The 20,580-nt window shown below is 62.9% G+C and carries 18 protein-coding genes; 10 read left to right on the top strand and 8 right to left on the bottom strand.

Features of this window, described 5'->3' with window-relative positions:
- Both AC30D9_RS26720 and AC30D9_RS26715 read right to left on the bottom strand, forming a co-directional pair.
- A complete protein-coding gene (locus AC30D9_RS26720) occupies nt 1-480 on the bottom strand; it encodes a LabA-like NYN domain-containing protein (protein ID WP_053182045.1) in 480 nt (159 codons plus the stop codon).
- Nucleotides 481-608: 128 nt separating this feature from the next.
- Nucleotides 609-1,358: a DUF2076 domain-containing protein gene (locus AC30D9_RS26715; RefSeq protein WP_490145194.1), complete on the bottom strand. Its 750-nt coding sequence runs from the start codon at nt 1,356-1,358 to the stop codon at nt 609-611.
- A gap of 175 nt (nt 1,359-1,533) precedes the next feature.
- Here AC30D9_RS26715 and AC30D9_RS26710 point away from each other — a divergent pair, with 175 nt between their 5' ends.
- A complete protein-coding gene (locus AC30D9_RS26710) occupies nt 1,534-2,196 on the top strand; it encodes a hypothetical protein (protein ID WP_490145193.1) in 663 nt (220 codons plus the stop codon).
- Between the two features lie 90 nt (nt 2,197-2,286).
- Entirely contained in the window at nt 2,287-3,366 is a 1,080-nt protein-coding gene (locus AC30D9_RS26705; protein WP_490145192.1) for an endonuclease/exonuclease/phosphatase family protein, read from the top strand.
- 134 nt (nt 3,367-3,500) lie between these two features.
- Here the strand turns inward: AC30D9_RS26705 and hrpB are convergent, their stop codons facing one another.
- On the bottom strand, nt 3,501-6,017 hold the full coding sequence (gene hrpB / locus AC30D9_RS26700) for an ATP-dependent helicase HrpB (RefSeq protein WP_490145191.1): 2,517 nt from the start codon (nt 6,015-6,017) through the stop codon (nt 3,501-3,503).
- 95 nt (nt 6,018-6,112) lie between these two features.
- Here hrpB and AC30D9_RS26695 point away from each other — a divergent pair, with 95 nt between their 5' ends.
- Nucleotides 6,113-6,532: a polyribonucleotide nucleotidyltransferase gene (locus AC30D9_RS26695; protein ID WP_109756263.1), complete on the top strand. Its 420-nt coding sequence runs from the start codon at nt 6,113-6,115 to the stop codon at nt 6,530-6,532.
- Between the two features lie 28 nt (nt 6,533-6,560).
- Nucleotides 6,561-7,454 carry a cation diffusion facilitator family transporter gene (locus AC30D9_RS26690; protein ID WP_134925945.1) on the top strand — a complete coding sequence of 298 codons (894 nt, stop codon included), beginning with the start codon at nt 6,561-6,563 and terminating at the stop codon, nt 7,452-7,454.
- A 172-nt stretch (nt 7,455-7,626) separates the two neighbouring features.
- Here the strand turns inward: AC30D9_RS26690 and AC30D9_RS26685 are convergent, their stop codons facing one another.
- The gene (locus AC30D9_RS26685) at nt 7,627-8,637 is read right to left on the bottom strand and encodes a DUF6515 family protein (protein WP_490145190.1); all 1,011 of its coding nucleotides are present in this window, start codon (nt 8,635-8,637) and stop codon (nt 7,627-7,629) included.
- A 413-nt stretch (nt 8,638-9,050) separates the two neighbouring features.
- Between AC30D9_RS26685 and AC30D9_RS26680 the strand changes: the two genes are divergently transcribed.
- Both AC30D9_RS26680 and AC30D9_RS26675 read left to right on the top strand, forming a co-directional pair.
- A complete protein-coding gene (locus AC30D9_RS26680; protein ID WP_003185723.1) occupies nt 9,051-9,530 on the top strand; it encodes an Lrp/AsnC family transcriptional regulator in 480 nt (159 codons plus the stop codon).
- Between the two features lie 256 nt (nt 9,531-9,786).
- Entirely contained in the window at nt 9,787-9,996 is a 210-nt protein-coding gene (locus AC30D9_RS26675; protein ID WP_003185724.1) for a DUF2788 domain-containing protein, read from the top strand.
- On the opposite strand, the gene AC30D9_RS26670 is transcribed toward AC30D9_RS26675, so the two are convergent.
- From AC30D9_RS26670 to AC30D9_RS26655, 4 genes are all read right to left on the bottom strand, one after another.
- A complete protein-coding gene (locus tag AC30D9_RS26670) occupies nt 9,991-10,557 on the bottom strand; it encodes a pseudouridine synthase (RefSeq protein ID WP_162893925.1) in 567 nt (188 codons plus the stop codon). The two genes, AC30D9_RS26675 and AC30D9_RS26670, sit on opposite strands and share 6 nt — an antisense overlap.
- A 139-nt stretch (nt 10,558-10,696) precedes the next feature.
- Nucleotides 10,697-12,196 carry an AMP nucleosidase gene (gene amn / locus AC30D9_RS26665; RefSeq protein ID WP_167659398.1) on the bottom strand — a complete coding sequence of 500 codons (1,500 nt, stop codon included), beginning with the start codon at nt 12,194-12,196 and terminating at the stop codon, nt 10,697-10,699.
- A gap of 277 nt (nt 12,197-12,473) precedes the next feature.
- Nucleotides 12,474-14,123 (bottom strand): acyl-CoA dehydrogenase family protein, encoded by a 1,650-nt coding sequence (locus AC30D9_RS26660; RefSeq protein WP_490145189.1) that lies wholly within the window; start codon nt 14,121-14,123, stop codon nt 12,474-12,476.
- 72 nt (nt 14,124-14,195) lie between these two features.
- The gene (locus AC30D9_RS26655) at nt 14,196-16,580 is read right to left on the bottom strand and encodes a 7TM diverse intracellular signaling domain-containing protein (protein ID WP_490145188.1); all 2,385 of its coding nucleotides are present in this window, start codon (nt 16,578-16,580) and stop codon (nt 14,196-14,198) included.
- Nucleotides 16,581-17,044: 464 nt separating this feature from the next.
- Here AC30D9_RS26655 and AC30D9_RS26650 point away from each other — a divergent pair, with 464 nt between their 5' ends.
- The 4 genes from AC30D9_RS26650 (at nt 17,045) to AC30D9_RS26635 (ending at nt 20,571) form a co-directional block, all read left to right on the top strand.
- A complete protein-coding gene (locus AC30D9_RS26650; protein WP_490145187.1) occupies nt 17,045-17,842 on the top strand; it encodes a hydroxymethylpyrimidine/phosphomethylpyrimidine kinase in 798 nt (265 codons plus the stop codon).
- A 17-nt stretch (nt 17,843-17,859) separates the two neighbouring features.
- Nucleotides 17,860-18,486, top strand: a complete 627-nt coding sequence (gene thiE, locus AC30D9_RS26645; protein ID WP_134925951.1) for a thiamine phosphate synthase — start codon at nt 17,860-17,862, stop codon at nt 18,484-18,486.
- A gap of 28 nt (nt 18,487-18,514) precedes the next feature.
- Entirely contained in the window at nt 18,515-19,798 is a 1,284-nt protein-coding gene (gene hemL / locus AC30D9_RS26640) for a glutamate-1-semialdehyde 2,1-aminomutase (RefSeq protein ID WP_490145186.1), read from the top strand.
- 218 nt (nt 19,799-20,016) lie between these two features.
- Nucleotides 20,017-20,571 carry a tetratricopeptide repeat protein gene (locus AC30D9_RS26635; RefSeq protein ID WP_014340359.1) on the top strand — a complete coding sequence of 185 codons (555 nt, stop codon included), beginning with the start codon at nt 20,017-20,019 and terminating at the stop codon, nt 20,569-20,571.
- The last annotated feature ends 9 nt before the right edge of the window (nt 20,572-20,580 follow it).

Here is a 20,580-nt window from a genome sequence, read left to right as displayed (position 1 = left end):
TCAATTCTTGAGCAGCAAGGCGCCTTCGATCGGCACGTAGCGGCTGGCGGCGCGGATCAGCGAGTTGGCAGTCAGCCCCGGCACGCCATAGGCCACGGCCTGGACGCCGTGCTTTTGGATGATGCGCTCGAGCAGCATGTCGAAATCGCCATCACCGGAGGCCAGCACCACTTCATCGACGTGATCGGCGGCGTCCATGATGTCGAGGGTGATGCCCACGTCCCAGTCGCCCTTGGCCGAACCGTCGCTGCGCTGGATGTAGGGCTTGAGCTTCACGACGAAACCCAGGTTGCGCAGGATCTGCTGGAATTGCTGCTGCTTGCTGTCGCCGCGATCGATCGCATAGGCATAGGCCTCGACGATCTGCCCCTGCTTGCTCACATCGGCCCACAACGCGGCGTAGTTGAAATGGCAGCCGTAGGCCTGGCGCACGGTGTAGTAGAGGTTCTGGACATCGGCGAACACTGCAATTTTTTTCACCGCGTTTCCTCTTGGATGCACATGCACGCAGACCACCTGGGCCGAAAAGTCGCCCAGTATGCCAGCCTGAAGGATTGTTCCGCGAATAATCGGCCCGAGGCGCCAGGGCGCCCCGGACGAATGGTGGGTCAGACGAAGGAGTCGTCGTCGCCGAAGAAAGAAGAATCGTCGCTGTAGTCCGCGTCGCTGAAACCACCCTGGTCGTTGCCATAGGTGTCGTTATCGGCCACGCGCTGGTCATCGCCCCAACCGCTGTTGGCGGTGTCGTTGACCGGTTGGGCCGGCTCTTCCTTGATGACCTCGACAATTTCCTGTGGTTGCTGGCCGCTGTGGAACAGGCTGCTGATGCCTTGGGCCAGCATCACGCCGCCGGCCACGCCTGCCGCGGTTTTCAGGGCGCCACCGAGGAAGCTGCTCGCTGCCGGGGCCTGCTGCTGCGGTGCACCGTAATTGCCGGGCGGTGCGCCAAAGCCCTGTTGGGGCGGAGCATTGAAGGACGACGGCGCCGGTTCGCGCCAGCCACCCCCACTGGAGGCCGGCGGGCTCGATGGGCGTGAATCCCGCGAGCTGCCACCGAAAATACTCGAGAGGAAACCACCGCCGCCGCTGGGCGCCGATGTCTGTTTGCGGGCCTGTTGCAGCTCGGCCTGCAATTGCTCGACTTGCTGGCTCAGTTGCTTGTTCTGTTCATCCAGGCGCTTGATCGCGGCTTCCTGCACCAGAATCGCCTGGGTCATGAAGTAGCCCGCCGCGGGCTGGTTGACCATGTGTTCCTTGATCCGCGCCTCGGCCTGGGCATCGCGTGGGGCTGAATCCTTTTCGGCCTGTTGCAGCCGTGAAAACAGTCCATCGATCAGGGTTTGTTCTTCGCTGTTCATGGCGACCTCGTTAGATTGCCGGGTAGAAACCATTCCGATCCCGAAGACCGGTGCCCACCAGTAATGGGGCTCGCCAAAAAAGGTTTCAATGGTCTTTACCTGATGTTTACGTTTGCTTGTGCGGGCGCCTGATCGGTTAAAGTGTCGGACCGCTTTTGAACTGCGATACCGACTCATGAATCCGTTTGACGTGTTGCGCGACTCTTTGTATTTCTTCAAGCGCCATCTGGGCCGGATCGCCCAGTTGTGCCTGCCGTTGGTCATACTCGAGGCCGTGCTGCAGCAAGGCGTGGACAGCGCCGTCGGCCCCGAGGGCTTCCCCGGCTACAGCGTGATCGTCGGGCTCCTGGTCTACCCCTTGTACACCGCCGCGTTGATCCTGTTTCTCGACGCCCGCAGCCGCGGTGAAGCGCCACGCACGCGAGACCTGCTCGCAACGGCACTCACCCTGTGGCCACGCTTTGCCTTGCTGACGGCCCTGAACACGCTGTTGATCCTGGTGGGGCTTTCGCTGTACTTCCTGCCGGGCCTGTGGCTGATGGTCACCCTGGCCTTCGGTGAATACCTGTTGGTCCTCAGGGGCCTGACACCCCTGGCGGCGATGAAGGAAAGCCTGAACATGACCCGCGGCAACTTCTGGCGGATCCTGCTGTGCATTCTCGCGGTGATGGGCCCGCTGTGGCTGCTCAAGGGCGTCAGCGTCTCGGTGTATCCGCCGCCCCAGAACCCCATGCTCAGCCTGCTGATCGACAGCCTCCACAGCTTTCTGCAACTGTTCACCAGCGTGGTGCTGTTCCGCATGTTCATGTTGATCGAGGCCAAGCCTGATAACCGCTGATCGCACACTGCGAAGGCCCTGGGCTTGGGCTTGAGAACCGCTCTCGGTTATGCTCGGGAGCACTTTCGCGTTTCGCCCATAAGCCGAGCCATGACCCGTCTACTGCGCTACACCTTGCTGGGCCTGCTGTTGATCTTCAGCCTGGCCGTCCTGTCGATCTACGGCCTGACCTGGCGGCCGCAGCCCCGGGAAACCGTGCCGGTCAGTTGCACCGCCAACGCCGCACCGCTGGCGCCCGGCCAGGCCTTGAAGGTGATGACCTGGAACGTCCAGTTCCTCGCCGGCAAGCGCTACGTGTTCTGGAACGACCTGGCCCAGGGCGACGATGAAAGCCCGACCCTGGAAGACATGGCCTTCAGCCTCGATGAAGTGGCACGGGTGATCCGCGACGAGCAACCGGACGTCGTGCTGCTCCAGGAACTGGATAAAGGCGCCAAGGCCAGCGATTACCAGGACCAGTTCAAGCTGTTGCAGGAACGCCTGGCCGACCTCTACCCGTGCGGCACCAGCGCCTTCGACTGGAAGGCCGACTTCATCCCCAACCCGCATATTTTCGGCAGCGTCGGCCGGCAACTGGCGACCCTGAGTCGCTACCGCATCGAGCATGCCGAACGAGTACAACTGCCGGTGGCCGACGCCAACTTCATCAGCCGTCAGTTCCAGCCGAAAAATGCCTTGTTGGTGAGCTATCTGCCGCTGAGCAATGGCAGCCAGCTGGCAGTGCTCAACACGCATCTGGAACGGGCCACCGAGCCGGAAGAAACCCCGTCCAGACAAATCACCGCCGTCGCCAAGACACTGGATAAATTCGAATCCACAGGCACGCCCTGGTTGATCGGCGGCGACTTCAACCAGTTGCCCCTCGGCCAGTACCGGCGCCTGCCGTCCGAGCAACGCACGCCCTACTCCGCCGACAGTCCCCTGCACCTGTTGTGGGACAAATACCCGATGATTCCCACCAACAACGAGGCCAGCGGCATTGACCGTGAACACTGGCTGACCCACTACCCGAACGACCCCGGCCTCAACGGCCCCGACCGCACCGTCGACTACCTGTTCTACAGCCCGCGGATCAAACGGGTTGAAGCTCAGGTAAGGCAGGACGACACCTTGCGCATCTCCGATCATTTGCCGGTGATTGCGCGGTTTTTGTTGCCGGCAATACCGTGATTTGAGCCCCATCACCGAACAACTGTGGGAGCGGGCTTGCTCGCGAATAGGGTGGGTCAGTTACATAAATTATTGACTGACACTCCGCATTCGCGAGCAAGCCCGCTCCCACAAAGGTTTTGTGTCGGCCCCAATTACTTACGCGGCTTGACCCGCGCCGTCGCCTCCGCCACCAGCGGGTCGTCCGGCCAGTAATGCTTGGGATACCGCCCCTTGAGGTCCTTCTTCACCTCGGCGTAGGTACTGCGCCAGAAGTTCGCCAGGTCCTGAGTGACCTGTACCGGCCGACGCGCCGGTGACAGCAGGTGCAGCTTGACGACTTGGCGGCCACCGGCAATGCGCGGGGTGTCGGCCAGGCCGAAGAGTTCCTGCAAGCGTACTGCCAGGATCGGCGGATGCTCGCTGTAGTCCAGCCGGATGGACGAGCCCGAGGGCACGCTCAAATGGTGCGGCGCCAGTTCATCCAGGCGTTGCGGCAGGGGCCAGGGCAACAGGTTGTGAACGATGCTGGACAAGTCCAGGTTGGCGAAATGACTGAGGCGCGAGACTCGTCCCAGATAGGGCATCAACCAATGTTCGAGACTGTCCAGTAACGCGGCATCGCTGACGTCCGGCCATTCGCTTTCACCCTTGGCCTCCAGGTCGAGCCGGCGCAGCAGCGCCACCCGCGCCTGCCACTGTCGCAGCTCCGGGGTCCAGGGCAACAATTCCAGGCCCTTGCGCCGCACCAGGTTCACCAGGGCCTGGCTGCGGGCCGACTCATCCAGGCCGGTCAACGGCTCGCGACTGAGCACCAGTTCGCCGACCTTGCGCTGGCGCTCGGCGCGCAGCACGCCTTCGCGCTCGTCCCAATCCAGTTGATCCACAACACGGACTTGTTCGGCTAGCACCGAATCGAACAGCGCCGGGTCGAAATCGGTGGCCAGGTAGATCCGCTCTTCCCGCTGGCCCTGGCGGCTGCCCAGGTCGGCGATCACCAGCCACGCTTGCTTCATCAGGCTGTCAGCCTCGGCAAACAGCGCCGCGCGGCCGTTGGCCAGACGGTATTCGGCGCCGCCGGGCCGGCGCTGCTGGGCGACGCGATCCGGATAGGCCAACGCCAGCAGCGCGCCGAGCCAGCGCGGATGCTCGGGGTCGGCGACGGCTTCTTCGGCCTGGCCCCGCAGGTAACCGCGATATTGCCGGGCCAGTTGCCGCGCTCGTTGCACCCCGCCTTGAGCGCCGCGTGCCGCCCGCTCTTCGCCGGACAGCAGCGCCAGGCGACTGTGCAGATCCGCACCGGCGCCCCTGAGAATGTCGCGCTCGCCCAACAGCGCGGCAACGTTGCTGGCCATGTCCGCCAGCCCCAGCGCCTGGCCGCGCAACAGCAAATGGGCGATGCGCGGGTGAGCCGGTAGCTCGGCCATGGCCTGGCCGTGGCGAGTCAGTTGCTCGCCTTCCAGCGCGCCCAGGCGTTGCAGCAGATCCTGGGCCTGGGCATATGCAGCGGCCGGCGGAACATCGAGCCAGACCAATTGCTGCGGCGTAACGCCCCAGCGTCCCAGCTGCAGGGCCAACCCGGCCAAATCCGCCGAAAGAATCTCCGCACTGCCGTAAGCAGCCAGTTGTTCATGCTGGTCTTCGGACCACAATCGATAACACACCCCCGGTTCCAGACGCCCGGCCCGCCCAGCCCGCTGGGTGGCGCTGGCCCGGGAAATACGCTGGGTGTCGAGACGGGTCATGCCGCTGCCCGGGTCGAAACGCGGCACCCGGGCAAGTCCGGCGTCGATCACCACCCGCACGCCGTTGATGGTCAGGCTGGTTTCGGCGATGTTGGTGGCCAGCACCACTTTGCGCTGGCCCGGTGGCGCAGGGTCGATGGCGGCGCGTTGGGCAGCCAGGTCCAGCTCGCCATGCAGCGGGCAGAGCAGCACATCGGTGTTTTCGCCCAAGGCCTCGGCCAGTTGTTGATGGACCCTGCGGATCTCCGCCTGGCCGGGCAAGAACACCAGCACACTGCCGGTTTCATCGTGAAGTGCTTCCAGCACGGTCTGCACCAGCCGCGGCTCGATGAATTCGCCGGGCTGGAACGGCCGGCCCCAGCGCACCGTCACCGGGAACATGCGGCCTTCACTGCGCAGGATCGGCGCGTTATCCAGCAACCCGGCCAGGCGCTCCCCTTCCAGGGTGGCGGACATCAGCAGGATCTTCAGCGGCTGGTCGTCACGAAACAGCTCCCGGCCGTTGAGGCTCAAGGCCAGGGCCAGGTCGGCATCGAGGCTGCGTTCGTGAAACTCATCGAAAATCAGCAGCCCCACGCCTTCCAGCGCCGGGTCGTCCTGCAAGCGGCGGGTGAGGATGCCTTCGGTGACCACCTCGATGCGGGTCTTGGGGCCCACCTTGCTGTCGAGGCGAATCCGGTAGCCGACGGTTTCACCGACCTTTTCCCCCAGTTCACTGGCCAGTCGCTCGGCCGCCGCCCGTGCCGCCAGGCGCCGGGGCTCGAGCATCAGGATGGTCTGCCCGGCCAGCCAGGGCTCGTTCAGCAAGGCCAGGGGCACACGGGTGGTTTTACCGGCACCGGGCGGCGCCTCGAGCACGGATTCGTGGCGTGAGGCCAGGGCTTGACGCAGGGCGGGTAAAACTTCATCAATCGGCAAAGAAATCATGCTGGCTCCAAAACAGAGGGCCGAGTATAACGGCGAACTGTTTAGCGTGGTCTGGACTCCAACCAGCAACGCCTTTACCTGTTCAGGAGATTGCTATGCGTATTCCCTTTCGCGTGATCGGTGGCGTGCTGGTCGCCTCCCTGCTGACCCAGATCAGCGCCTGTGGCTCGATCTTCTACCCGGACCGTCGCGGCCAGATCGATGGCAAGATCGACCCGGCGATTGCCGCGCTCGATGCCGTCGGCCTGCTGTTCTACATCATCCCCGGCCTGATCGCCTTCGCCGTGGACTTTGCCACTGGCGCCATCTATTTCGAGCCGGGCAAGAGCGTCCAGATCGAGCCAGAAAAACTCAAGCCGGCCATCAACCCCGACGGCACCGTCAATAACCACAAGTTGCAGGCGATCCTGGAACACGAACTGGGCCGCAGCTTCCCGCTGGACGATCCACGGCTGATCCAGCACAAGGGCAGCGCCCAACAACTGGCCGCGCTCGGTCTCAAACCGGCCGCATGACCGGCGCCACTGAAGGAACGATCGCGCCATGACCGCCAGCACCGAACACGCTCGTCTGCTACGCCTGGCCACCCGGGCCTCGGTGGCCGTGGCACTTATCCTGGTCGTCGCCAAGGCGCTGGCCTGGTGGCTCAGCGGCTCGGTGAGCATGCTCGCCGGCCTGACCGACTCGGCACTGGACGGCGTCACCTCGCTGCTCAATCTGCTGGCGGTGCATTACGCCTTGCGTCCCGCCGACGATGACCATCGCTATGGGCACGGCAAGGCCGAATCCCTGGCCGGGATGGCCCAGGCGCTGTTCATCGGCGGCAGTGCGGTATTGATTGCCTTGCAGGCCTTCGAACGCCTGAAAAACCCGGTGCCGGTGGACGCGCCCTGGCTCAGCGTTGGCGTGATCGTGTTTTCCCTCGGGCTGACCCTGGCTTTGTTGGCGTTGCAGCATCGGGTCATCCGCGCCACCGGCTCCAACGCCGTGCGCGCCGATTCGCTGCACTATCGCTCCGACCTGTTGCTCAACGGCAGCATCCTGGTCGCCCTGGTGCTGGCCGGGTTCGGCTGGTATCAACTCGACGCCTGGTTCGGCCTGGGCATCGCGGCGTACATTCTGTGGAGCGCCATCCAGATCGCCCGGGAAAGCTTCGCGGTGCTGATGGATGAAGAACTGCCGCCCGACGTCAGCCAACATATGCTGGAACTGGCCTGCGCCGTGCCAGGAGTGGTCGGTGCCCATGACCTGCGCACACGGATTTCCGGCAACCACTGGTTCGTGCAACTGCATCTGGAATTGCCGGGGGATCTGACCCTGTCAGTGGCCCACGGCATCAGCGACCAGGCCGCCGATGCTATCCACAATGCTTATCCAAAGGCCGAAGTGCTTGTGCATGCCGATCCGTCGGAAGTGGTGAAGCGCGCCAGCGCCTGACTGACGATGTGGCGAGGGGATTTATCCCCGCTGGACTGCGAAGCAGTCCCAAGGCAGCCGACTCAACCTGTCTGGCACACCGAGTTGGGAGCTTTCAGGGCTGCTGCGCAGCCCAACGGGGATAAATCCCCTCGCCACAGGGACAGAGCCCGATTCTGATTCGGTTAGGTGATCAGTACGTCACCTGATACCCACGACTGCTCAAGCAACTGCCCTGGGCCTGCCGATAGGTCTGCACCACTTCCGGTGCCGGCGGGTAGGTGTAGGTGCGCGGATCGAACCCACTCTGCTGCACCGCCCAGCGATAGCAGTCGTAGCCATCCTGATTGACCTGCTCGGGCGACTGGCCGTTGGCCGGATAGGCCACCACGTCAAAGCTGTTGCCCTGGGGTTGAGGTTGCGGGTTGGCCACAGGTGGCTCGACCACGACGTAATCCTGGGTATTGGCTTCGTAGATGTAATAGGCACCCGCAGCGAGGAAGAACAGCGAACTGCCGATCCACACTTCCCGGGCGTAATCGGGCAGGTAACGGGTACGGATGCCCCGCGGAGGCTCAACCACGACGTAACGCGGCCCCTGGGGACGATACCAGTAGCCGCCCGAATAGAAATAGTCCTGGCCGCGATAGGGCACGCGGTAGTTGCGATCCGGGAATCGGTCGATCACATAACCCGGACGGTATTGCGGCCCCGGCCCCCAACCGTTGCCATGGCCACCCGGTCGACCGGGCCAATGCTGATCGGGACGACCGTCATGGTCAGGTCGCGGACCTGCGTTCGGATAGCCGTCATTGCGACGAGGGATGTCGCGGTAATACCCCGGTTGCGGCTCGCGGGTCTGGGTCACGCTGTCGGGCCGGCCCTGGATAGGCAAGTTGTTGCCGGGCTGCGGTTGCGGGCGGCCCTGGCCGTTAGGGTCTTGAGGCCCGCGATCATAATGTTGGCCGCCCTGGTACTGCGGCTGCGGCCTGACCTCGAACTGACGACTGTTGTCGCCCCGAATGATTTCGTTGCTCTGCGGACGCGGCTGGCCCGAGTAACCCTGGCCGTTGCCGCCACGCCCGTCCTGCCCACGACCGCCGTCCGGGCCGCCACGGTTTTGCTGATCGTCTGCCATTCCCTGCGCACTGACACTTGCCCACAACAGACCAACACCTGCCAAACGCCAGATGCGCGACTTCATGAAATTCCTCACAACGGTTCAGGGCCTGAAGATAAGACTGGAAAAGCCCAGGCCGGTTCTGCGACAGATTATCAGCCACGGGGTTTATTTCGCAGGCATTAAAAAAGGGAGGCCCGTCGGCCTCCCCTTGGAATTTCGTCCGTGCTCGACGCTTATGACGTCGGCTCACCTCACGCCGTCTTCTGGACAGTGTGCAGCTCGGGGGCCTGCCAGTACCGGTGGGTACTGCGGCCGCAGCCGGCCTGATTGGGCGGGCTGCACTGGACTGTTTGTCCGAGCAGTGATCTTGGTGGTAAGCATAAGCCTGGGGCGCCGACAGATGATTGCGAAGATTGCGGAAATAAACATCACTTGCGCAATTTTTAACCCCGGATAGATAATCTGCCGCAATTATCAAGATAAAGGCCCGACCGATGAGCAAACTCGACCGTTACGACCTGAGCATTCTGGCGGAATTGCAGCGCGACGCGCGCATCTCCAACCAGGAACTGGCCGAACGCATCGGCCTGTCGCCCTCCCCCTGCTCGCGACGGGTCAAGCAGTTGGAGGATGACGGCTACATCACCCGCCAGGTCGCCCTGCTCGACCGCAAACTGCTGGGCCTGAGCCTGACGGCTTATGTGCTGATCGGCATGGACCGCCACACCCCCGAACGTTTCGAGAACTTCGAGGCCGCCATCCGTAACCTGCCGCAAGTGCTGGAGTGCAGCCTGGTGACCGGGATGGACGCGGACTACCAGCTCAAGGTGGTGGTGCCGGACATGGACCATTACCAGAAGTTGCTGCTGGGACACCTGACGCGCATCGATGGCGTCACCAGCGTGCGTTCGAGCTTTGTGCTGAACCAGGTGCTCAATAGCACTGAACTGCCGTTGACGCATCTGCGTAGCTGACTGCTTTTGTGGCGAGGGGATTTATCCCCGCTGGGCTGCGAAGCGGCCCCTAAACCAGGCAACTCGGTGTGCCGGGAAGATTGAATTTACTGCTTCAGGGCTGCCGCGCAGCCCAGTGGGGATAAATCCCCTCGCCACAAAATCTACAGCACGCGATGAATAGCTGCGACACACAGCCGCAGGTCAATCCCTCGCCCGCCCCCCATGCCGTATACTCGCCGCGCCTTTTCAATCCCGCTCACGCCGGAGTGTCCTGATGGATCCTGCTGTTTTCGAAGAGTGGATGATGACCGGCCTGGTCAGCATCCTGATCATTTTCATGGGCTTCATCGTCTGGGACCTGGCGAAGAAGTCCAAGGCCGGACGTTTCGGCTCGTTCATCCTGTTTTTCGTGCTGGGCCTCGGCGTAGCCGCATTCGTCATCAAGAGCGTGGTGATCGGCCTGATCGAATCCGGGGCGCTATAAGCGCGCCGGCACTTCTTTCCACTGGCCCTGGTCAAGCCCTTCGATCGTCCAGTCGCCGATCCTGACCCGCACCAGGCGTAGCGTCGGCAAACCCACGGCGGCTGTCATGCGTCGCACCTGACGGTTGCGTCCTTCGCGAATCACCAGCTCCAGCCAACTCGTGGGCACGCTTTTACGAAAACGCACCGGCGGATTACGTGGCCACAGTTGCGGTTCGTCCAGTTGGCGGGCCTCGGCCGGCAAGGTCATACCGTCGTTCAACTCCACCCCAGCACGCAAACGCTGCAATTGCTCGGCACTCGGCTCGCCCTCCACTTGCACCCAGTAGGTCTTGGCCAGCTTGTGCTTGGGGTCGGCAATGCGTGCCTGCAACTGCCCGTCGTTGGTCAGCAACAGCAAGCCTTCGCTGTCACGATCCAACCGTCCGGCCGGGTAGATGCCCGGTACGTCGATAAAATCCTTGAGCGTCGCCCGCCCCTCACCGTCACTGAATTGCGTCAGCACATCGAAAGGTTTGTTGAACAGGATCAGCTTCGGCTCGGCTGGCGGGGCCTTGGCCACACGGCGCGGCGCGGAAGCTGGGGGTTTCGCGCCAGGGCGGCGGGAAACAGGGCGTGGGGGGCGTGACATGGCGAACACAACATCTAGCGGTCAGGGCCGCTAATGCTAGTGGCCTGACCGCTAAATAACCACCGCCGTATCAGCGGAACGGCGGCTCGTCGAAGCTGCGCAGCTTGCGCGAATGCAACGAGTTGAGTTCGGTGCGCAGCAAGTCCAACGCCTCGATGCCGATCTTCAGGTGCTGGTTGACCGCGCGCTCATAGAACGCGTTGGCCGAACCCGGCAGCTTGATCTCGCTGTGCAAAGGTTTGTCCGAGACGCACAGCAACGTGCCATAGGGCACCCGCAGGCGATAACCCTGGGCGGCAATGGTGCCGCTCTCCATGTCCACCGCCACGGCGCGGGACAGGTTGATCAGCGGACGCTCCTGGGCCCAGCGCAGCTCCCAGTTGCGGTCGTCGTAGGTCAGCACGGTGCCAGTGCGCAGGCGTTTCTTCAACTCGTCGCCCTTTTCGCCGGTGATATTCGCCGCTGCTTGCTGCAAAGCCATCTGCACTTCGGCCAGAGCCGGAATCGGAATGTTCGGCGGCACCACTCGGTCGAGAATGCCATCGCGACGCATGTAGGCGTGGGCCAGCACGTAGTCACCGATGGTCTGGGACTGTCGCAACCCGCCGCAGTGGCCGATCATCAACCAGCAATGCGGGCGCAATACGGCCAGGTGGTCGGTAATGTTCTTGGCATTGGACGGGCCAACGCCGATGTTCACCAGGGTCACGCCATGGCCATCGTTGGTCTGCAGGTGATAGGCCGGCATCTGGTAGCGGTGCCAGACCACGCCAGCGGCGATGGCCGACGCTTCGCTGTGCTCCATGTTCTTGTCGATGATCACATTGCCCGGCAGGACCATGCGCACAAAGCGCGGGTCGCTGCGCAGTTGCTCCAGGCCATGGACGATGAACTGGTCGACATAGCGGTGATAGTTGGTCAGCAGGATCCACGGCTGCACATGGCGCCAGTCGCTGCCGGTGTAATGCACCAGCCGACGCAGGGAAAAATCCACCCGCGCGGCATCGAACAGCGCCAGAGGCAGCGGGTCGGTGTTTTCCCAGTCATAGAGGCCATCGGCGATACCGTCGGAGGCGGCCGACAGGTCGGTGCTGGGGAACACCCGCGCCAACACTGCGGCGGTTACACCGGAGCCGGCCAGTTCATCGCCCTGCTCCACCACGTACGGGTACGGAATGTTCTGCTCGCTGACACCGACTTCCACGGTGACGGTGAAGTCGTGCATCAGCGGGACCAGCTGTTCCAGCAGGTACTTACGGAACGCGGCGGGATGGGTGACGGTGACGCTGTAGGTGCCGGGCAACTGGACCTTGGCGTAGGCACGCGTGGTTTGCGGGACTTCGCCGTGGCAGTGATAGGTCAGGCGCAAGGCCGGATAGCGAAACAACGCACGTTGCTCGGCATCCGGCTCGACGCGGTCCTTGAGATAACGCATCAGCGCCTGGTTCAGCGCGGTGGTCGCACGCTCGTGCAGGGCAGCCAGCCGATCCACGGCTTGCTCGGCGGTTTGAACGACAATAAACGCTTCGGTCACGATCAGCTTCCTGTGTTCTGACTTGCAGGCCTTCATCTTGCCTGCATCGCCGTCTGACGGGAACAGTGGCGTATTGGCGCGTTCGATCATTCGCCGCCAATCCCTTGTGGGAGCGAGCCTGCTCGCGATGGCGGTGTGTCAGTCACCAGAGCTGTTGGATGTGCCGACGCCATCGCGAGCAGGCTCGCTCCCACCCTTGACCTCCAGTGACTACAAAACCTTCATTCACCGCCAATCCCTCGTAGGAGCGAGCTTGCTCGCGATAGCGGTGTGTCAGTCACCACAGATGCTGGATCAAGGGTTTGCGGTCTTCCTAGAAATCATGGGGGGTCGAGCGGGCAACGATGGCCTCGACATTCAAGCCTCGAGGCAAAGCACCGTACACCCGGCCAGCCGAGCCAAGGCGACTGGCGATGAAAGCGTCGCTGATGTCGTTGTTTCCCGCCTCGAGCAACAACTTGGCTTGCAAGCCCACGGCGATGTCTTCGGTCAGTTGTCGGGCGCGATACTGGATGTCGTCGGTGTCTTTGAAGGCTGCGTGCAATTGGTTGATGTGGCTGGCCAGGCGCTTGTCGCCGTGGCCGTCGCCCAATTCGCTGAACAAGACTTCCAGCACGCCCGGCTCCTTGGACAAGGCGCGCAACACATCAAGGCATTGCACGTTACCGGAACCTTCCCATGTCGAGTTGACCGGTGCTTCGCGGTACAGGCGCGGCAGGATGCTGTCTTCGACGTAACCCGCGCCCCCCATGCATTCGGCGGCTTCGTTGATCATCGCTGGCGCGCGCTTGCAGATCCAGTACTTGCCCACCGCTGTCACCAGCCGGGCGAACTTGGCCTCGTGCTCGTCATTCAAGTGGTCCAGCGCCCGGCCCATGCGCAGGCTCAAGGCCAACGCGGACTCGCTTTCCAGCGCCAGGTCAGCCAGGACGTTTTGCATCAATGGCTGTTCGCTCAACAGCTTGCCACCGACCTTGCGGTGCGCGCAGTGGTGGCTGGCCTGGGTCAGCGCCTGGCGCATCAGGGCGCTGGAGCCGACCATGCAATCAAAGCGGGTCATGGCGACCATCTCAATGATCGTCGGCACGCCTCGGCCTTCTTCACCGACCATCCAGGCCAGTGCGCCACGGAACTCGACTTCGCTAGAGGCGTTGGAGCAGTTGCCCAGTTTGTTCTTCAACCGCTGGATGTAGAACTGATTACGCGTGTCGTCGGGGCGATGACGCGGCAGCAGGAAACAGGTCAGCCCCTTGTCGGTCTGGGCCAACGTGAGGAAGGCGTCGCACATCGGCGCCGAACAGAACCATTTGTGGCCCACCAGCTCATAAGCCTGGCCCGGGCCGCTGGCGCCCACCGGATAAGCCTTTGTCGTGTTGGCTCGGACATCGGTGCCGCCCTGTTTTTCGGTCATCGCCATGCCGATGGTGACCCCGGCCTTGTGCGCCATGCCGACGTTGCGTGGGTCGTATTCGGTGGCCAGCACCTTCGGCAGCCAGCGTTCGGCCAGGTCCGGCTGCAAGCGCAGCGCCGGTACGCTGGCGAAGGTCATGGTCAGCGGGCAGCCGGTGCCGGCTTCGGCCTGGCTGTGCAGATAGGTCATCGACGCCCGGGCGACATGGGCGCCGGGCTGTGGATGGGCCCAGGGCAAGCTGGGCAGGCCGTGCTCGACGGCGGTACGCATCAACTGATGATAAGCGGGATGGAATTCCACCAGGTCGATGCGATGGCCATAACGGTCATGACTGGAGAACACCGGCTTGTTCTGGTTGGCCAGGAAGCCCGCTTCCATCAACGGCCCGCCGGCCAGCGCCCCATACGCATCTATCCGCGCCTGCGCCCAGCCAGCGCCGAAACGCCGCGACCACTCTTGCAACGGCAGGTCGATGCGGTACAGGTTGGCGCCATCGAGCGATGGCGGCTGATTGGTGACGTCGTGGGTTTCAGCGAACTGGTGCAGGTTCATGACAGGGCTCCTCGATCAGCCAGGAGATTCAGTTAAGCACCGCCTCCAGGCCGAACAAAGTGTCATATCCGCCTAAATATCGGCGCTTTCACCCTGCCCATGGCAAAGCACACGGCGCTGGAGCGTCGCCTGCAGTGTCTCGAACTTCACTGGTTTGCTCAGGTAATCGATCAGCGCGCCCGACGGGCAGCGCTCTTGCCCCAGGTTCGGGCTGACCACCAGCACTGGCAGTTCCTCGCAACCGGACAAGGTACGGATCTGGCAGCAGACCGACACACCGTCCAGCGGCGGCGACTGGCAATCGAGCAGCACCGCATCGAAGCTCTCGCCGTGCAGCAGATCCAGCGCCGCGCGACCGCTGTCGGCAGTGCGCACCCGATAGCCGAGCTTGAGCAACATGCCGCGCATGACCAATTGATCGATGCTGTTGTCATCCGCCAATAGCACCGTGCAATCCTGTGGCAGGCGCGAGCCTTGGCGACCACCGAAGGAAAACGGCGTCGGCACAGCTGCCGGCAAGGCCAGGTCAAACTCCACGTCCAAATGAAAACGGCTGCCACGACCGGGTTCGGAGGTATGGGTCAGGCGTCCGCCCAGCAATTCCACCAGTTGCCGGCAGATGGCCAGGCCCACGCCAAGGCCGCCGTATTCGCGGGTCATCGAACCATCGAGCTGGAAGAAACGCTGGTACAAGGTCGCCTCCCCCAAATCGGTAAAGCCGATTCCGGTGTCGATCACGGCAAAGGACAACATCAGCCGGTCAAGCTCCGTCGGCCTGCCACTGACTCGCAGCGCCAGGCCGCCCACCCGGGTGAACTTGATGGCGTTGTCCAGCAGGCATTCCAGGCACTGGGCCAGTTTGCCGCTGTCGCCAAGCAGTCGGTCCGCCAGGCCCGGGGCCACGTCGACCTTGAAATCCAGGCCCTTGGCCGCGGCATTGGCACCAAACTGCACCTGCAGCGCATCGACCACCCCACGCAGGCTGAACGGCGCCGGATAGACCTTGAGCTTGCCAGCCTGCAACTCGGTCAGCGTGAGGATGCCGTTGACCATGCGCATCATGTCCCGCGCCGAACCGGCGGCGGTCTGCTGATACTGGGTCAGTTCCTCGTCCATCTCGACGGTTTCCATCAACTCCAGGGAACCGATCACACCGTTCATCGGCGTGCGCAGTTCATGAGTCAGGGTGGCGAGGAATTCATCCTTGAGTTTGTTGCCGTGGGCCAGTTGCTGGTTGAGCACTTCGAGTTTCTGTCCCGCGTCCAACAGGGTCTGGGCCTGCTGTTCGCGCATGGCATTGATGCGGTCGGCCAGGGCCAGGGACAACAGCGCCACTTCGATGGCCGAGCCGATCTGGCTGGCGTACATGGTCAGGAATACGTTCGGCAGGTAACCCAGCACCATCAAGGTATTGATGATGCCTCCCAGCAGAAACGCCGACCAGGCAATGATGAAATAACGCGCCACCCGCAGGCCACGCCACCAGGCAAACAACCCGGCGGCAAAGATCGCTACGGTGAACACCAGTGCCAACGCCGTTGCCAGGCGCAACGCCAAGGCATAACTGGTCATCAACGACAGGCCGACCACCACCGCGCTGTAGGCGATCAGTGCCAGCAGCATGCGGTCCAGCCAACGGCCATGCCGGGCGGTTTGCAGGAAGCTGCGGGCGAACTGGCTGCCAAACAGGCCCGCGCAGCCGATGAAAAACGGCGTCGCGGCGTTGGCCCACCAGGGATTGTCCGGCCAGAAATACTCCACGGCCGCGCCATTTACCGACAACTGATACAGGCCGAACGAGGCGATATAGAAGATGTAATAGAGGTAGCTGGTATCGCGCACGCTCAGGTAGATGAACAGGTTGTACACCAGCATTCCCAGCAGCACGCCATAAATGATCCCCAGCACGTACAAGCGCACCGGCTGCTGTTCGAGATAAGCGGTGCTCGACCACAGCGTCAATGGCGCCTGGATCGAACCCTGGCTTTGCAAGCGCAGGTACAGGACCTGCCGCTGCTCAGGCTTGAAATCCAGGCTGAACAGGTAGTTGTTCTGGCGAATCTCGCGGCTGGCGAATGGCAACGCATCGCCGGTCTGGCGAACCAGGCGGTACGCCCCGGCGGCATCGGGCAGATACAAATCCAGGTGGTCCAGCGGCGGGTATGCCAGTTCCAGCAGCCAGGTGCGCTGGGCGTCCGGATTGCCGGGACGGTAGTGCAGGTCGATTTTCAACCAGAAGGCTGATCGCGAGTAACCGGCATTCAGCGTGGTTTTGTCATGGGGCTTGAAGGCGCCTGTGCCGGCCTGGGCCAGGACATCATCGATGGTGGCAGTGCCGCCCGCATCTTCGAACACCTGCAGGGCGTGGCCCAAGGGCAGGCTTTGGGTAAATTCATCGAATTCCAGAGCACTTGCCAGCGGGGACAAGCACAGCAACAACATCAGCAAATAGCGCATTTAAGCCCCAGCGTGGCCTGTCCGGTTGAGTCAGGAAGCCCCCCATTCCCTGAGTAGACGTAAAACCGGCATTACCTGTTATGAGTTGGATCCACCTCTAGCATAGCCGTTGATGGCCAATTTGCACCATTGAAATCTTTCCTACAGAAGGCTCTAGAACGGGCGTTTCAGCGCCAAGCATTGAGATAGAGCTGTTGCTTTGGTCAGATTGAATAGCGCCTTGGAGCCGGGCTCGACTGTTTGGACCTGGCACATGGTTTCTGTGGCGAGGGGATTTATCCCCGTTGGGCTGCGCAGCAGCCCTAAACCTGACACTGCGGTGTGTCAGACAACTTGAATGGGGGGCGCTTCGCACCCCAGCGGGGATAAATTCCCTCGCCACAAAGAAATTCCTCTATCACATAAATTTTCCTCTGGTGCAGGCGTGCGCCGATCGAAGGGGTTTGGTGGTAAGCTCGCGCACCATGAATATCTACAGCTCCCGCCCCGTTGTCCTCTGTCTCTCCGGCCACGACCCCAGTGGCGGCGCCGGTTTGCAGGCAGATATCGAAGCCCTGCTCGCCCAGGGATGTCATGCCGCCCCCGCCGTTACCGCGCTGACCGTGCAAGACACGGTCAACGTCAGCGATTTCCGGGTGCTCGATCGAGAGTGGGTGCTGGCGCAAGCCAATGCCGTGCTCAACGACTCGCAGGTCGCGGCGGTCAAGCTGGGCATGCTCGGCTCGCTGGAGATGGTCGACACGGTGGTCGAACTGCTCCAGGCGTACCCGCATCTGCCCATGGTCTGCGACCCGGTGCTGCGCGCCGGCGGTGGCGGGCGCCTGGGCAAGGATGAGGTCGGCTACGCCATGCGCGAACGCCTGCTACCCCTGGCCGTCATCGCCACCCCCAACCTGCCGGAAGCGCGCATCCTCGCCGAACTGCCCGAAGGCAGCGCCGACGAGTGCGCGGAAAAACTGCTGCCCTTCGTCAAGCACCTGTTGATCACCGGTGGTCACGGCGACGAACATGAAGTCCATAATCGCCTGTACAGCCGCGATGGCCGTCGCGAAACCTTTACCTGCCAGCGCTTGCCCGGCAGTTACCACGGTTCCGGCTGCACCCTGGCCAGCGCCCTGGCCGGTCGGCTGGCCCAGGGCGAACAGCTCGCCAGTGCCGTCAAGACTGCGCTGGACTACACCTGGCGTACCTTGCGCGATGCCGAACAACTGGGCAAAGGCCAGTTCGTACCGCGTCGCCTGCCGCTGGATTTCTGCTCGTAACACTGGAGGCCTGTGGAATGAAATTACGTGGCCTTTACGCCATCACCGATAGCCAATTGCTGGCCGGCAAGTTCCTCGCTTATGTCGAAGCGGCGCTGGAAGGTGGCGTGACCCTGCTGCAATACCGCGACAAAAGCAGCGACGAGGCCCGACGCCTGCGCGAAGCCGAGGCACTGCGCAACCTGTGCGAGCGCTACAAGACCCAATTGATCATCAACGATGACGCTGAACTGGCTGCGCGCCTGGGCGTCGGCGTGCATCTGGGCCAGACCGATGGCCCGTTGGCGCCGGTGCGGGCACTGCTCGGACACAAGGCGATCGTCGGCGCCACCTGCCACGCCAGCCTGGCACTGGCCGAACAGGCCGCCAGCGAAGGCGCCAGTTATGTCGCGTTCGGACGCTTCTTCAATTCCAACACCAAGCCCGGCGCCCCCAGCGCAAACCTTGAACTGCTCGAACAGGCGCGCATCAAACTGCATATTCCGGTTTGCGCCATCGGCGGCATCACCCTGGAGAATGCCGCCCCGCTGGTGGCCCACGGGGTCGACCTGCTGGCAGTGGTCCACGGCCTGTTCGGTGCCGACAGCAGCGCTGAAGTGACGCGCCGCGCCCGCGCTTTCAACGAACTGCTGCAGATCAAATAGTCTATTTTCCGATTTCGAGAGCCCAACCATGTCCCGTTCCGAAACCCTCTTTGCCAATGCCCAGAAACATATCCCCGGCGGCGTGAATTCGCCTGTTCGCGCATTCAAGAGCGTGGGTGGCACCCCGCTGTTCTTCAAGCACGCCGAAGGCGCGTACGTCACCGACGAGGACGACAAGCGCTATGTGGATTACGTCGGTTCCTGGGGCCCGATGATCCTCGGCCACAGCCATCCGGATGTGCTGGATGCGGTGCGTAATCAACTGCAACACGGCCTGTCCTACGGCGCCCCGACCGCGATGGAAACCGAGATGGCCGACCTGGTCTGCTCGATTGTGCCGTCGATGGAAATGGTGCGCATGGTCAGCTCCGGCACCGAGGCGACCATGAGCGCGATCCGCCTGGCGCGCGGTTTCACCGGGCGCGACAGCATCATCAAGTTCGAAGGCTGCTACCACGGCCACTCCGACAGCCTGCTGGTCAAGGCCGGCTCCGGCGCGCTGACCCAGGGCGTGCCGAGCTCGGCCGGCGTACCGGCGGCGTTCGCCAAGCACACGTTGACCTTGCCGTTCAACGACCTCGAGGAAGTCGAGAAGATGCTCGGCGAAGTTGGCCAGGAAGTGGCCTGCATCATCGTCGAGCCGGTGGCCGGCAACATGAACTGCGTACCGCCGGCGCCGGGTTTCCTCGAAGGCCTGCGCAGCCTGTGCGACCAGCATGGCGTGGTGTTGATTTTCGACGAAGTGATGACCGGTTTCCGCGTGGCCCTCGGCGGCGCCCAGGCCCATTACGGCGTCACGCCAGACCTGAGCACCTTCGGCAAGATCATCGGTGGCGGCATGCCGGTGGGTTGCTTCGGCGGCAAACGCAAGATCATGGAACGCATCGCACCGCTGGGCCCGGTCTACCAGGCCGGCACGCTGTCGGGCAACCCGCTGGCCATGGCCGCCGGCCTGACCACCCTGCGCCTGATCAGCCGACCGGGCTTCCACGCCGAACTGACCGACTACACCACCCGCCTGCTCGACGGTTTGCAAGTTCGTGCCGACGCGGCTGGCATCCCGTTCGTGACCACCCAGGCCGGCGGCATGTTCGGCCTGTACTTCAGTGGCGCCGATGACATCGTCACCTTCGAAGACGTAATGGCCAGCGATGCCGACCGGTTCAAGCGCTTCTTCCACCTGATGCTCGAGGGAGGCGTGTACCTGGCCCCGAGCGCATTCGAGGCCGGCTTCACCTCCATCGCCCACGGCGAAACCGAGCTGAAGATCACCCTCGATGCGGCCGAGCGAGCCTTCGCTGCGCTGAAGTAAGCCTGTGGATAACTGACGCCGGCTGAAGCTGGCGTCAGTGATTGCCGACAACTCCCCCGCCCTTTTCCTACGTATTTATGCCCGAAGCAGCTATTAGCATTCCCTCGCAGCAGAAAAACGAGTAAAGACTTTGTAAGGATGGCCCTGCTTATTTCATAATGCGCGCTTATTGGATCCCCCGGAGGGTCCGCGCGCCCCTCAGAGGTAAGTCGATTCCCATGAACCGCACCGGCCGCACCCTTGCCTTGGGCTGCCTGTTGCTCCTTCAGCCCCTGCTGGCGAATGCACAGGCAGGCGGCAACTCGTTGTTGATCCCGGCGCTGGGCCGTTGCACGCTCAACACCCAGCCACAAGATCTCGCACCGGCACTCGACGCCTGTCAAAAAGCGGCGGATGCAGGTGATGCACAAGCGCAATACGAGTTGGGCGAGTTCTACTACGAAGGCAAGGCTGCGCCGCGCGACCTCAAGCTGGCCCTCAACTACTTCGAAAAAGCCTCCCTGCAAGGCCATGCCCAGGCGCAATTCAAGCTCGGCGGCATGTTCTTTCATGGCGAAGGCGTGCCGGCCAACAACGTCCAAGCCTATATTGTCCTGAAGATGGCGGCGGTCAACGGCGCCGAAGAGGCCCTGGACACCGCCGACGAAGTCGCCGAGCAAATGCCCCGCGACGAGCTGGAAGTGGCGACCCAGGTGCTGGGGCAGATCTTTCGCAAATACCTGATGGAATTGCAGAACGCCGACGGGCGTACGCCTTTCTCGCCGCTGCCCTGAGTTCACCTG

The sequence above is a fragment of the Pseudomonas sp. DF11 genome (assembly GCF_058148565.1).
This window is presented reverse-complemented; position numbering and strand designations above follow the sequence as displayed.